This is a genomic window from Parazoarcus communis, assembly GCF_003111645.1.
GTDB classification, from domain to species: Bacteria; Pseudomonadota; Gammaproteobacteria; order Burkholderiales; family Rhodocyclaceae; genus Parazoarcus; species Parazoarcus communis_A.
Map to the genome: position 1 here is coordinate 2,987,886 of NZ_CP022187.1, position 14,153 is coordinate 3,002,038.

Below are 14,153 nucleotides of genomic sequence, written 5' to 3' on the forward strand. Positions count from 1 at the left end.
GGCGGCCATCGTCCGCTAGGCACCCTCGCTCGCGGCGCGGATCTTTGCCGTTGCCATCGACGCCGCGGCCGTGCGGGTTTCGACGCCGAGCTTCTCGAACACATGTTCGAGGTGCTTGTGCACCGTGCGCGGACTGGTACCGAGAATGTCGCCGATGTCGCGGTTGGTCTTGCCCCGGATCACCCAGTACAGCACCTCGGCCTCGCGCCCGGTGAGGCGGAAAGCTGCAATCAGGGCCTCGATCGCGCTGGCGTCGTTCTCTTCGCGCAACACCACCAGCCACTCTTCGTCGCCGGTCTGATCGTGGAACGAGGCCAGCAGGCGACGGGCCCCCTCACTCGCCACCAGGCCGGGCACCTCGCGACGCTCGCGACGCGCGAGTTCGGCAGCCATGATCCAGTCGAGCAGGCGCGGCGGTGCAATCTCGCTCGGTTCGCTGCGCTCGGGCTCGAACCAGCTTCGGATCAGCTGGCGCGCCAGCGGCGTCTGCCATACCAGCTTGCCATCACTCGCCCTGACCGCGACCGTTGCCTGGCCGAAGGCGTCAAGGGCGCTGCGGGCCTGCTTCATCTGACGCGCGTTCTGTACATGGGCCGCAATGCGGGCGAGCACCTCGGCGGGCTTGATCGGCTTGGTCACATAGTCGGCACCACCGGCGGCAAACGCCGCAACCACATGCTCGGTTTCCGTGAGCCCGGTCATGAAGATGAGCGGGATCGCGCGGGTCGCAAAATCGGCCTTGAGTCGCCGTGCGACCTCGAAGCCGTCCATGCCGGGCATCAGCGCATCGAGCAGCACGACATCGGGCAGGCTCTGGCGCGCGCGCGCAATCGCGCTCTCGCCGTTGGTGGCGACCAGTACCAGATAGCCGGCTTCGTCGAGCGCATCGTGCAGCAGCGCGAGGTTCTCGGGCACGTCGTCGACGATCAGCACGATGCCTGCAGCAGCGGGGTCGGCAGCACTCAGGGCAGATGGGCTCATGATTCCGGCAAGTCCTTGCGACACAGTATTTCGCGCATGGCGTCGAACTGGAACTGACGCGCGAGTTCGCGCTGCACCCGCACGAACTCGGCATACTCGGGTGCCATGCGTTCGATGTCAGCCAGTCGGGCAAGGATACCGCGCAGGAAGCCCAGTTCGATCAACTCGTCGAGCGCCCGCAGCTCGGCGGATGGGGGCAATACCAGTTGTTCCACCTCGACCGTGGGCACGCGTTCCGCAGCCGCGGCCGGGGCATCTGCCCACACCCATTCGAGCTGCAGACGGCGACCGATCCAGTCGAGCAGTTCCTCCACCCGGATGGGCTTGAGGATGAAGTCCTCCGCGCCGATCCCGACATCGTGGTCCAGCCCCTTGTCGAAGGCATTGGCCGAGATGATCGCCACCGGCGCCTCGTCGAGCCCGGCTGCACGCAGACGCCGGATGGTTTCCCAGCCGTCGATGCCGGGCATCGCCAGATCCATGAAAACAAGGTGGGGGCGGAAATGCGGTACCAGTTCGAGGCAATCAAGGCCGGACTCGGCCTGACCCACCTCGAAGCCGAGTGGTTCGAGCAGATTCGCCAGCAGCTCGCGGTCGACACGCTCGTTATCTACCGTGAGAATGCGCCGCCGCACACCTTTGTAGCCAATGCGCTGAACGCGCGGCAGCACCTCCGCCACCTGCGCGTCGTGGAGTTGCGGCAGAAAGAGACGGACGCGAAACACGCTGCCGGCGCCAGGCTGGCTGTCAACGGTGAGCTCGCCCCCCATCAGGTCGGTGAGCATCTTGCTGATCGTCAGCCCCAGCCCGGTGCCCGTTGTCGTGCTGCCGCGGGCGCTGCTGCCACGGGCGAAGGGCTCGAAGACATGCGCGATCTCGTCTGCAGCAATGCCGGGGCCACTGTCTTCAACCTCGAACAAGGCCATCTCACGACGGTAGGTCAGGCGCACGCGAACCGTGCCGCGCGCGGTGAATTTCACTGCATTGCCGATGATGTTGATCAGGATCTGGCGCAGACGCTTTTCGTCGGCGCGCACGAACTCCGGCAGCGTGCCAACGATCTCGAAGTGGAAGCCGAGCCCCTTGTTGCGCGCCTGCAACTCGAACATGGCCACCAGCTGGCGCACGAACTCGGCGAAGGCCAGCGGCCGCATCTCGAGCGCAAACTTTCCGCCCTCGATGCGTGCAATGTCCAGCGTGCCCTCGATCAGCGACAGCAGGTGCTCGCCGCTCCTGCGGATCACGCTCACCGCCTGCCGCCGCTGGGGCGGGATGGCCTCGTCGCCGTCGAGAATCTGCGCATAGCCGAGGATGCTGTTGAGCGGCGTGCGCAATTCGTGGCTGATCGAGGTGACATAGCGACTCTTGGCCTGATTGGCCTGCTCCGCCACGCGACGCGCGTTCTGCAGCTGCTCGTCGGTGCGGCGGTGGGATTCGATTTCTTCCATCAGCAAGCGGGTCTGACGGTTCGATTCCTCCTGCGCCACCTGCCGGCTCTTGTGCGTCAGCACCATCCACCACGCCGCAATACCGCCCATCAGGAACAGGGCCGCAAACGCCTTCAGCAGTACGCCCTTCAGATCGCCCCGTAGCATCTCGCCCGGATAGCCGGCGGCCAGGTCGACGCTACGCGCGATCAACTCATGGTAGTAGAGCGTGCCGAGCAGCAGAGCGAGAAAGGACGTGACTCCGATCATCAGCAACAGGTAGTGACCGAGCCCGGCATCGAGATAGGGCAGCAAGGATTTCGGCAGCAGTTTCTGCAACAGCTCCGACCACTGCACTGACAGGCGTGCATGGGGTTTGCACTGATCTTCGCAGCGCGCATCGAGCGAACAGCACAGCGAGCAGATCGTGCCCTGATAGGCCGGGCAATGGCTGGTGTCCTCGGGCTCGAAGTGCTGCCCGCAGATGCAGCACTGGCGGGTCGCCACCCGGGTCTTGCCACTGGTCACCGGCTCGGGCGTCCGCGCAAGGTAGTAGCGTCCCTTGGTCAGCCACGCGATCAGCGGCGAGGAGAACAAGGCGACAACCAGCGCCACGAAGGGCGCATAGGGCTGAAGCGCCGGGCCGAACAGGCCGATGAAGGTACTTACCGACAGCGCCGAGGCGATCAGCAGCGCCCCGACGCCGACCGGATTGATGTCGTACAGGTGGCTGCGCTTGAATTCGATGCCCGGTGGCGACAGGCCGAGCGGCTTGTTGATCACCAGATCCGCCACGACAGCGACCATCCATGAAATCGCGATGTTGGAATACAGACCGAGCACCTGCCCGAGCGCCTGAAAAACGTTCATCTCCATCAGCAGCAGGGCGATCAGGATATTGAACACCACCCAGACGACGCGCCCGGGGTGGCTGTGGGTCAGCCGCGAGAAGAAGTTCGACCAAGCCAGCGAGCCGGCATAGGCGTTGGTGACATTGATCTTGAGCTGCGAGACGATGACAAACAACGCTGTCACCACCACGGCCCACAGGCTGCTGTCGAACACCGCCGAAAAACCGAGCAGGTACATCTGATTGGGATCGACCGCCTTGTCCGGCGCCATGCCGTTGCGCAGCAGCATCCACGCCAGCAGGGCACCGCCCAGCATCTTGACCACCCCGATCAGCACCCAGCCCGGCCCGCCCAGCACCACGCCAAACAGCCAGCGCCAGCGATTCTGCTGGGTACGTGCCGGCATGAAACGCAGATAGTCGGCCTGCTCGCCCATCTGGGTAATGAGCGCGATACCGACGGTCATGGCGCCGGCGAAGAGGTGCAGATCAAACTCACCACCCTTGCCATCGACGCCGGGGTATTGCCACAGCCCTGCGAGTGCAGCGGGGTCCTCGCGCAAAACGAAGAAGAAAGGCAGCGCCAAAAGGAAAAGCCAGATCGGCTGGGTCAAGGTCTGCAGCTTGCTGATCACGGTCACGCCATGGGTGACCAGCGGTATCACCACCAGCGCGCAGATCAGGTAGCCCCAGCTTGGCGGGATGCCGAGTGCCATCTCGAGCGCGTAGGCCATGATCGCGGCTTCGAGTGCGAACAGGATGAAGGTGAAGGAGGCATAGACCAGCGACGTGATGGTCGAGCCGATGTAGCCAAAACCTGAGCCACGTGTCAGCAGATCCATATCAACGCCGTAGCGCGCGGCATACAAGCTGATCGGCAAACCGGTGAGAAAGATGATGAGGCCGATCGCGAGGATGGCCCAGAAGCTGTTGATGAAACCATAGCTGACCAGCATGGTCGCGCCGACCGCTTCGAGCACCAGAAAGGACGCCGCGCCAAACGCGGTGTTGCCGACCCGGAACTCGGACCACTTGCGGAAGCTGCGCGGGGTGAAGCGCAGCGCGTAGTCCTCGAGCGTTTCGTTGGCGACCCAGGTGTTGTAGTCGCGCCGGATCTTTACCACCCGCTGTGGCGCAGCGCCGTGCCGGTCCGCCTGCGCGTCAGCGTCAGGAAGGCGGTCGGAAGGGGAGTCGGCAGCGTTCATCGGACGAAAAAATGGCGCAATGCGGGGAGCGATTGCGCCATTCTATGTGAGCCGGGCCAGCACTACGCCGATTGTTCTGCAGCTACGGACCGGAGATCGCCTTACTTTGCGGCGCCCAATTCCTTCAGGGTCTTTGCCAGCAGCGCGGCCTTGTCGATCTGCAGCGCGGCCGGCGCATCGGGCGGGCACAGAGTGGCGGGGTCGATACCGTCGCGGTCCTGTCCTGCATCGACCGCGCTTGGCAAGTCCTCGCGTGCCACGTCGAGCGCGCGCATCAGGTGCCCCATCCCCGACAGGGTGCGGGCTTCGGCGGTCAGACCGTCGTAGCGTGCGTTGGTATAGGCACGGCGGGCCTGAAAATACTCGTTTTCGGTATCGAGCAGATCAAGCAGGGTGCGCTGACCGATGTCGAACTGGCGACGGTAGGCCTCGCGCGCTTTCTCGATCGACAGTTGATGCTGATCGAGATAACGCAACTGCTCCTGGATTCGCTGTACGTCGTTGTAGGCAATCGCCACCGTTTGCCGCAGATCGCGACACGCCTTGTCGCGCAGATCCTTGGCCTGGTTCAGCGATTCGGCAGCCTGCCGAATGCGGGCGTCATCCGAACCGCCGCGAAAAAGGTTATAGGTCAGCACCAGTTCCACCACACCGTCGCGCGAACGCCCGTCAAGGTTGTCGAGGTTGCGGTCGACCGCCTGGCTGGCGCGCAGGTCCACCCGCGGGTGGTAGGCCGCACGGCGGGTTTCGATCGCAGCCTGGCCTGCACGCACATTCTCGACTGCGGCATTGAGCGAAGGGCTGGTGTTGAAGGCTTCACGCAAGGCATCACTGGCACTCGGCGGAATACCCTCAACGCCGAGTTTGTCGCCCATCGGTGGCAGAGCGTCGGCCGGCAATTCGCCCACCACGCGCTGATAGCGGCTGCTGACATCGTGCAGGTTGGACACTTCGGTCAGCAGGTTGGACTCGGCCAGCGCCAGACGCCCGGTCGCCTGCTCAAGATCCACCCGGCGGCCGACACCGGCCCCGGCGCGCTCTGCGATCTGGTCGTACACCAGCTTGTGTTCGACATAGTTCTGCTTCGCGAGCGCAACCAGGTCGCGATAGCGCTGCACGTCGGCATAAGCGCGTACCGCCTCGAGCGCAGCCGACTCGGAGGCGTCGATGATTTCGTAGTATCGGGCCAGACGGGCATAGCCGAGGCGGGATACCTCGCTGCGGGTATAGAAGCCGTCGTACACCATCTGGTTGAGCGACAGCGTGGCATTGCTATGCGTGTAGTGATCCGTCGAACTGCCCGGGCGCTTCTGGCTTTCACGGCCAATGCTGGTCGTCACATCAACCTGCGGCAGGTAGCCACCCCGCGCGGCATCCTGGTCGGCGCCGGCTGCACGGAATGCGTGCCAGCGTGCCTGCACCTCGGGGTTGCTCACAACGGCCTTGCGCGCAGCGTCACGCAGCAACTCTGGGGCCGACGCAGCGGCAACAACAGGCAGACTCGCCAAGACCGCTAGTGAGACCAAGGTACGAATTCGTTTCATGGAAACTCCAACACTTCTGAATAGTGAATGAGCAGCATTGAGTGCTGCCCAACTTGAGCAGGAAGAATCATAACCGCCTTGGCGCACCGCACAATGCGAACAATTCAACGACCGCGCGAAGAATCCACGCTGTAAGCACCAGCCAGAAAGCATTCAGCACATTAGCATGGGCATCACTCAACCCCCACAAAAGTCACCCTGCGCCAGTCACAAGAGCAGCACAAGACGCTTCGATTCCGGATAATGCAGGCACAAGCACTCCCAGAGCCCCGATGCCCCTGTCCGACCGACCGCCGTTTTCAGCCCGCCTGCCCCTGGGTAGATGCTGGCGCGCGGGACAACGGACCGTGCTCATGCTCGGACTCGCGATCGGTCTGTGCGCAGCGGCGCCAGACCTCGACCGCATGCAGACGCTTGCCGTGGCCCGCTATGGCCAACCGGCCGGCGAAGCGGTCGTCGCATGGCGCCGGATGATCAGCGAAGCCCGCGATCTCGACGAGGCGGGCAAGCTCGCCAGAGTGAACACCTTTTTCAACCGCCGTATCCGCTTCGTGGACGACATCATCGTCTGGAAGCAATCCGACTACTGGGCCACGCCGCTGGAAACACTCGGCCGCGACGCAGGCGACTGCGAGGATTTCTCGATCGCGAAGTACATGAGTCTGCGCCTGCTCGAGGTTCCTGCCGACAAGTTACGGCTTGTGTACGTGCGCGCCCGCATCGGCGCCGCCGACAGCACCATCACCCAGGCGCACATGGTGCTCAGCTATTTCGAAACACCCAATGCCGAGCCGCTGGTGCTGGACAACCTGATTGGCGAGATCCGCCCGGCCGGCCGACGCCCCGACCTGTTTCCGGTTTTCAGCTTCAACAATGAAGGCCTGTGGGTGGGCGGCGGCACCACCTCCGCCGCCGACCCCACCACCCGCCTGTCACGCTGGCGCGACGTGCTCGAACGCATGCGCAGCGAAGGACTGCAATGAACCCGTACCCGAAATTTCCCGGAGCACCCCGTCCATGTCCCTGATCAAGCAACTCTGGATCGCCATCGTCATGGTCACCCTGCTATCCCTTGGCGGCAGCCTGGTGGTGAGCACGCTGGCGGCAAAGCGCTACCTCGAACAGCAACTCAACGTGAAAAACGTCGACAACGCCACTGCGCTCGCACTGTCACTGTCGCAGATGCCGAAGGATCCGGTCACCGTCGAACTGCAGGTTGCCGCGCAGTTCGATGCCGGACACTACCGCGTGATTCGCCTGGTCGGACCCGACGGCAACATCCTGGTTGAACGCACTGCCGAGCCCCGTCTCGACGACGTCCCAGCCTGGTTCGTGCGCCTCGCCGCGATCGAGGCCCACCCCGGTGTGGCGCACGTGCAGGACGGCTGGCAGCAGTTCGCCACCCTGACGCTGGAAAGCCAGACCAGCTACGCCTACACCGAGCTGTGGCACAGCATTCGGCAGATGCTGTTGTGGTTCGCCATCATGGCGTCCGCAGCCGGCGTCGTTGGCAGTCTGCTGTTGGGCCGCATCACGGCCCCCCTCCGCAAGCTGGTTGGGCAGGCCGAGGCCATCGGTGAGCGCCGCTTCGTCACCACGCCCGAGCCCGCCACCGCCGAACTGCGCGTCGTGGTGCGCGCGATGAACGCATTGTCCGAACGCGTGCGCCTGATGCTGGTGGACGAAGCCCGACGCCTTGAAACCCTGCGCAAGCAAACACAGGAAGATGCCTTGACCGGCCTGTTCGAGCGCCGCCAGTTTCTCAACGTGCTCGGTGCGCAACTGGTCGACCACGATGCACCGACGGGCGGCGCACTGCTGATCGCACGGGTCGGCGAGCTGTCCGAACTCAACCGCACCCGGGGCAGGGAGTTCGCAGATGCCCTGCTGCGAGCGCTGGCAGATGCCATCCGCAAGCAGATCGGGGAGCAGCCGACATGGGTCGCGGGCCGTCTGAACGGAAGCGACCTTGCGATCCTCGCCCCGGGTGTTGCCTATCTTCCGCTATGGGCCGAGAGCCTGGTCAAGGCTTTGCACGACGTAGCGGACAAGCACGTCACCGGCGGTGACAGCGCGGGCATCGCCCTGCCCATCGCCGCGGCCCTGTACTCCCCCGGCGAAGCACTGCCAACGGTGCTGACCCGCACCGATACGGCGCTGGCCGAAGCCGAACTGGCCGGCGGGCGGGCGGTTCAGCTCGACGCCTGGGTGCGCCTCACGCAGCCTCAGCGCGACCAGTCGCAATGGCATCAGCTCATTTCCAGAGCGCTCGATCAGCATGAACTGCGCCTTGAAACCTATCCTGTGCGGGATGGCAATGGCGCACTGGTGCACGTCGAGGCACCGCTGCGCTTGCGGCTTGATGGCGAGTGGCGTGGCGTCGCCTACTTCATGCCATGGGCGGTGCGCCTCGATCTGATGGGGAAGATCGATGCCGCCGTCGTGAAGGCTGCGCTGGAACTCATTCGCAACACCGGTCAGGCCGTCGCGGTCAACATTTCGTCCCAGGCCATCCGCAGCGCCGGCTTTCTGGCCGATCTGCTGCATCAACTGGAGATGGCACCTAACGAAGCACCACTGCTGTGGATGGAAGTTCCGGAGCAGGAGGCTGCGCGCAATCAGGCCGAGTTCCGCACCTTCTGCCTCGCGCTCAAACCCCTGGCGTGCAAGCTCGGCCTGGAGCATGCCGGCCCGAACTTCAACGCACTTGGCGACCTGCACGACCTCGGGCTCGACTACCTCAAGGTCGACGCTTCACTGCTTCGCGACCTGAACGGCAACAGCGGCAACCAGGCCTTCGCGCGCAGTCTGTGCATGCTGGCGCACGCTCTGGGCCTGAGCGTGATCGCAGAAGGCGTGGATCACCCTGAAGCCGTCACGATGCTGAGCGATGTGGGCTTTGATGCCATGACCGGCCCCGGCATCCGCTGAGAACGGAAAAAGGGGGGCGAGCCCAAAGGCCCGTCCCCCTGCGGGTTCAGATCAAGCCACCATCGTCCCCGCTGCCCAGCAGATTCAGTCCGCTGCGCATCGAGGCACGCAGGGACTTGCGCTCCATGAGCTTCGCCTGCGCCTGTTCGGGCAAGTCGGTGAAGCGGATGACATCACGCTCGATCAACAGATCGACGATATCTTCCAGCACCCGGACCAGCCTGAGGTCGGATGCCGTCAGAGTCGCATCGCTCGCCTCCCCCTGCCCGAAAGCCAGCAGCTCCGGCTCGCCATCCTCAACCCACTCGCTGATCGCGCCCTCAGCCTCAAGGCTGGCAGCCACGATGCGCCCCGCTTCATCACGCCTTACGAACACGCATCCATCCTCCGGAAAAAGGCCGCTGCATCATTTGTCGATCAGAAGCTGATTATTGGAGATGAGCTGATTAATGATGTCATGACTGCTCAGCGCACTGTCGAAGGTCACATTCTCCAGCACGATGGTCTGATCCTCCGCACCCGCCGAGTACCCTCCCGCAAAACCGCCACTGCTGCTGACATGCAGCACGGTATTGCCAGAAACCTGCTCGACACTCAGGAAGTTGTCGATCGTTGCACTGCTTTCGTCCTTGAGCAGATCGGCCAGATCCAGACGGTCGGCGTTGCCGGTACCGTTATAGATGCCGACGGTAAAGTCACCAACGGTGTCCACCGCCGGGTTCCCTGCCGTGCCGCCATCGTTGAGCTTCCAGACGAAGGTGTCAGCGCCCAATCCGCCGAACAGGCTATCGTCGTCACCCCCACCGTGAATGCTATCCGCCGCGACCGAACCATGTACTTCATTCGGGGCGTTGTCCATGTCACTGAATACGGCACCAGTCTGAATCACCCAACTACCGTCGCTTGCCTGCACAAGCTCCCCACCTGGAGGAACAACCAAGTCAGAAGAGAACAAGGCGTAATCATTCTCACCGAGCGGCTGATAGGTACTGTCCGCGGTACCTGTGAGTTTGAATTCAATCCGGAAAGTCGCATGCCCACCCTGATCCCAATAGAGGACCTCGATCGGCAGAAGACCACCATCAATATTGACACCGCTGAATGTCGTGACCTTGGTGGATGTAATTCCGTTGTATTCCGCAATTGAAGTGCCGTTCAACAACACGTCGTAGCCATCATCCGCGGTAATCCTGATGTCGTAGGTGCCCTGCTCGATCAAGAGTTGTCCGGTCAGTCGTATGATCGAGTCTGTCGTTTTTCCGACCCCGCTTACGGCAACGATGTCTTGGGCATTCCCGGCGTTGGCGCCAGTCAGAAAGCGATAGAGGTTACTCCCGTTATTGGTAATAGCCCCACCTGCTTCAATCTTGGCATTCCTGCCCAGGTCGTTGGAAAAGAGCGGCGAATTGGTATTCTCAGTAAGACCGAACTCAATGGAATTTGCCTTGAAACTTGCATCCGGAGCTGCTCGTCCGGCAATAATCTGTTGAACTTTCGCAATCGTGGTCAGATTGCCTACCGTTCCGTCATTGGTGTGCACGCGGGTAACGCCGGAGAAGCCGTCACTTGCACTCGTCGAGTTATCGTTATAGCCGTAGTACTCGCCAGACAATCCCTGCATGGCTACCGGCACCCCCGTCGTTGTGGCCTCAAGATGGGTCACAATCAGAGAGTCAGGCGTCACGGAGATCGCAGCAATGGCCGGAGTAGGGTCTTCCAAGCCGTCGCTATCGACCGAGGCGTAGGTGAAGTTCGTCTCGCCGTTCCAGTTCGCAGCCGGCACGAAGGTGACCGTGGCACCGTTGGCGGTGGCCGGGATCTCGGTGCCCACGGCGACCGGGTTGCCGTTGAGCAGCAGCGTGCCGTTGAGCGGCAGCGTCTTGATCACGAAGTGATCCACCGTGCCGTCAACGTCGCTACCCGACAGGCTGACCGGGATCGAGGCTGCGTCTTCTGCGCCGCTCGCACTGGTCGCGGCGGTGTCCGGGGCGTCGTTGACCGGGCTCACCGTCACCGTGGCGGTGGCCGGGGTGCCGTCTTCCAGACCAAGGTCATCGACCGAGGCGTAGGTGAAGTTCGTCTCGCCATTCCAGTTCGCGCTCGGCACGAAGGTGACCGTGGCGCCGTTGCCGGTGGCCGGGATCTCGGTGCCCACGGCGACCGGGTTGCCGTTGAGCAGCAGCGTGCCGTTGAGCGGCAGGGTCTTGATCACGAAGTGATCGACTGTGCCGTCCGGATCCGAGCCCGACAGGCTGACCGGAATCGCAGCGGCATCCTCTTCACCGCTGGCGCTGGTCGCAGCGGTTTCCGGTGCATCGTTGACCGCACTTACGGTCACGGTGGCCGTGGCGGGAGTGCCGTCTTCCAGACCAAGGTCATCGACCGAGGCGTAGGTGAAGTTCGTCTCGCCGTTCCAGTTCGCAGCCGGCACGAAGGTGACCGTGGCGCCGTTGGCGGTGGCCGGGATCTCGGTGCCCACGGCAACCGGGTTGCCGTTGAGCAGCAGCGTGCCGTTGAGCGGCAAGGTCTTGATCACGAAGTGATCGACTGTGCCGTCCGGATCCGAGCCCGACAGCCTGACCGGAATCGCAGCGGCATCCTCTGCGCCGCTCGCGCTGGTCGCGGCGGTGTCCGGGGCGTCGTTGACCGGGCTCACCGTCACCGTGGCGGTGGCCGGGGTGCCGTCTTCCAGACCAAGGTCATCGACCGAGGCGTAGGTGAAGTTCGTCTCGCCATTCCAGTTCGCGCTCGGCACGAAGGTGACCGTGGCGCCGTTGCCGGTGGCCGGGATCTCGGTGCCCACGGCGACCGGGTTGCCGTTGAGCAGCAGCGTGCCGTTGAGCGGCAGGGTCTTGATCACGAAGTGATCGACTGTGCCGTCCGGATCCGAGCCCGACAGGCTGACCGGAATCGCAGCGGCATCCTCTGCGCCGCTCGCGCTGGTCGCGGCGGTGTCCGGGGCGTCGTTGACCGGGCTCACCGTCACCGTGGCGGTGGCCGGGGTGCCGTCTTCCAGACCAAGGTCATCGACCGAGGCGTAGGTGAAGTTCGTCTCGCCGTTCCAGTTCGCAGCCGGCACGAAGGTGACCGTGGCACCGTTGGCGGTGGCCGGGATCTCGGTGCCCACGGCGACCGGGTTGCCGTTGAGCAGCAGCGTGCCGTTGAGCGGCAGCGTCTTGATCACGAAGTGATCCACCGTGCCGTCAACGTCGCTACCCGACAGGCTGACCGGGATCGAGGCTGCGTCTTCTGCGCCGCTCGCACTGGTCGCGGCGGTGTCCGGGGCGTCGTTGACCGGGCTCACCGTCACCGTGGCGGTGGCCGGGGTGCCGTCTTCCAGACCAAGGTCATCGACCGAGGCGTAGGTGAAGTTCGTCTCGCCATTCCAGTTCGCGCTCGGCACGAAGGTGACCGTGGCGCCGTTGCCGGTGGCCGGGATCTCGGTGCCCACGGCGACCGGGTTGCCGTTGAGCAGCAGCGTGCCGTTGAGCGGCAGGGTCTTGATCACGAAGTGATCGACTGTGCCGTCCGGATCCGAGCCCGACAGGCTGACCGGAATCGCAGCGGCATCCTCTTCACCGCTGGCGCTGGTCGCAGCGGTTTCCGGTGCATCGTTGACCGCACTTACGGTCACGGTGGCCGTGGCGGGAGTGCCGTCTTCCAGACCAAGGTCATCGACCGAGGCGTAGGTGAAGTTCGTCTCGCCGTTCCAGTTCGCAGCCGGCACGAAGGTGACCGTGGCGCCGTTGGCGGTGGCCGGGATCTCGGTGCCCACGGCAACCGGGTTGCCGTTGAGCAGCAGCGTGCCGTTGAGCGGCAAGGTCTTGATCACGAAGTGATCGACTGTGCCGTCCGGATCCGAGCCCGACAGCCTGACCGGAATCGCAGCGGCATCCTCTGCGCCGCTCGCGCTGGTCGCGGCGGTGTCCGGGGCGTCGTTGACCGGGCTCACCGTCACCGTGGCGGTGGCCGGGGTGCCGTCTTCCAGACCAAGGTCATCGACCGAGGCGTAGGTGAAGTTCGTCTCGCCATTCCAGTTCGCGCTCGGCACGAAGGTGACCGTGGCGCCGTTGCCGGTGGCCGGGATCTCGGTGCCCACGGCGACCGGGTTGCCGTTGAGCAGCAGCGTGCCGTTGAGCGGCAGGGTCTTGATCACGAAGTGATCGACTGTGCCGTCCGGATCCGAGCCCGACAGGCTGACCGGAATCGCAGCGGCATCCTCTGCGCCGCTCGCGCTGGTCGCGGCGGTGTCCGGGGCGTCGTTGACCGGGCTCACCGTCACCGTGGCGGTGGCCGGGGTGCCGTCTTCCAGACCAAGGTCATCGACCGAGGCGTAGGTGAAGTTCGTCTCGCCGTTCCAGTTCGCAGCCGGCACGAAGGTGACCGTGGCACCGTTGGCGGTGGCTGGGATCTCGGTGCCCACGGCGACCGGGTTGCCGTTGAGCAGCAGCGTGCCGTTGAGCGGCAGCGTCTTGATCACGAAGTGATCCACCGTGCCGTCGGCGTCGCTACCCGACAGGCTGACCGGGATCGAGGCTGCGTCTTCTTCACCCGTTGCGGCCACAGCGTTGGTCTCAGGTGCGTCATTGACCGGCGTCACCGTAACCGGCGTTTCAGTTTCCCCCGTCGTGGTGACGGTTTGTGCTTCGTCGGCCCCGTCTCCTGCAGCCCGCAGTTCCGGCACAACGGCTGCGGCGGATCCCTCGAATTCGAACTCGATCGGATCGACACCCTCGGTAATCCGCAGCAGGCGCACGAAATCATTGCCGTCACCGCCACCGCCTCCGGTCAGGCCGGCGGCCGGTTCTTCGAGCACGTCGTCGAGATTGGCGCCGTCGTTGAGGGCCTGGATGACTTGCTGGATGGTGCCGTCGGCCAGTTGCGCTTCGTTGGCCTGCGGACGGGTGGCCTCGGAAAGGTCGGCTGAGATCAGGACGGCCTGGTCTTCACCGACCGGAACGATGCTGCCGTCGGCAACCACCAAGAGTTCGGCGCGAGCACCGGCTGCGGTCACGAGGGTCTCGCCTTCGAGCAGGGCGTCGCCAACCTTGAGCAGGCGGAGATTGCCCGCTTGGTCCCTGGCCTCTGCCTTGCCGGTGATACTGACGACGGTTGCGACTGCCTTTGCGCTTGCCATGTTCTGCTCTCCTGATCTGCTGCCCCGTGCGCCAGAGCAGCGCATCGGGAAACGGGTTCGATGGCAGACACCTTATCG

At 64.1% G+C, this 14,153-nt stretch carries 7 protein-coding genes; 2 read left to right on the top strand and 5 right to left on the bottom strand.

Annotated features, from left to right (window positions below; translation table 11 throughout):
• Nucleotides 1–15: 15 nt before the first annotated feature.
• The 3 genes from CEW83_RS13685 to CEW83_RS13695 all read right to left on the bottom strand — a co-directional run bounded on the left by CEW83_RS13685 (nucleotide 16) and on the right by CEW83_RS13695 (nucleotide 6,007).
• Nucleotides 16–981 carry a response regulator transcription factor gene (locus tag CEW83_RS13685; protein ID WP_108949845.1) on the bottom strand — a complete coding sequence of 322 codons (966 nt, stop codon included), beginning with the start codon at nucleotides 979–981 and terminating at the stop codon, nucleotides 16–18.
• Nucleotides 978–4,463 carry an ATP-binding protein gene (locus CEW83_RS13690; protein ID WP_108949846.1) on the bottom strand — a complete coding sequence of 1,162 codons (3,486 nt, stop codon included), beginning with the start codon at nucleotides 4,461–4,463 and terminating at the stop codon, nucleotides 978–980. Before CEW83_RS13690 ends, CEW83_RS13685 begins: the two co-directional genes overlap by 4 nt.
• Nucleotides 4,464–4,564: 101 nt before the next feature.
• Nucleotides 4,565–6,007, bottom strand: a complete 1,443-nt coding sequence (locus CEW83_RS13695; protein WP_108949847.1) for a TolC family outer membrane protein — start codon at nucleotides 6,005–6,007, stop codon at nucleotides 4,565–4,567.
• Nucleotides 6,008–6,360: 353 nt separating this feature from the next.
• Between CEW83_RS13695 and CEW83_RS13700 the strand changes: the two genes are divergently transcribed.
• Together CEW83_RS13700 and CEW83_RS13705 are read left to right on the top strand one after the other, a co-directional pair.
• Complete coding sequence (locus CEW83_RS13700; RefSeq protein WP_234418825.1) at nucleotides 6,361–6,990, top strand: transglutaminase-like cysteine peptidase; 630 nt, start codon at nucleotides 6,361–6,363, stop codon at nucleotides 6,988–6,990.
• A 34-nt stretch (nucleotides 6,991–7,024) separates the two neighbouring features.
• Nucleotides 7,025–8,938: a LapD/MoxY N-terminal periplasmic domain-containing protein gene (locus CEW83_RS13705; protein ID WP_108949848.1), complete on the top strand. Its 1,914-nt coding sequence runs from the start codon at nucleotides 7,025–7,027 to the stop codon at nucleotides 8,936–8,938.
• Nucleotides 8,939–8,984: 46 nt separating this feature from the next.
• Here CEW83_RS13705 and CEW83_RS13710 read toward each other — a convergent pair whose 3' ends face one another.
• The gene (locus tag CEW83_RS13710) at nucleotides 8,985–9,314 is read right to left on the bottom strand and encodes a tryptophan synthase subunit beta like protein (protein ID WP_108949849.1); all 330 of its coding nucleotides are present in this window, start codon (nucleotides 9,312–9,314) and stop codon (nucleotides 8,985–8,987) included.
• Between the two features lie 30 nt (nucleotides 9,315–9,344).
• Nucleotides 9,345–14,075 (bottom strand): retention module-containing protein, encoded by a 4,731-nt coding sequence (locus CEW83_RS13715; protein WP_159099457.1) that lies wholly within the window; start codon nucleotides 14,073–14,075, stop codon nucleotides 9,345–9,347.
• Nucleotides 14,076–14,153 lie beyond the last annotated feature (78 nt).

Excerpts from the sequence above, each read along its gene's own strand:
- CEW83_RS13685 (WP_108949845.1), bottom strand. The coding sequence starts at position 981 with ATGAGCCCATCTGCCCTGAGTGCTGCCGACCCCGCTGCTGCAGGCATC.
- CEW83_RS13690 (WP_108949846.1), bottom strand. The coding sequence starts at position 4,463 with ATGAACGCTGCCGACTCCCCTTCCGACCGCCTTCCTGACGCTGACGCG.
- CEW83_RS13695 (WP_108949847.1), bottom strand. The coding sequence starts at position 6,007 with ATGAAACGAATTCGTACCTTGGTCTCACTAGCGGTCTTGGCGAGTCTG.
- CEW83_RS13700 (WP_234418825.1), top strand. The coding sequence starts at position 6,361 with ATGCTCGGACTCGCGATCGGTCTGTGCGCAGCGGCGCCAGACCTCGAC.
- CEW83_RS13705 (WP_108949848.1), top strand. The coding sequence starts at position 7,025 with ATGTCCCTGATCAAGCAACTCTGGATCGCCATCGTCATGGTCACCCTG.
- CEW83_RS13715 (WP_159099457.1), bottom strand. The coding sequence starts at position 14,075 with ATGGCAAGCGCAAAGGCAGTCGCAACCGTCGTCAGTATCACCGGCAAG.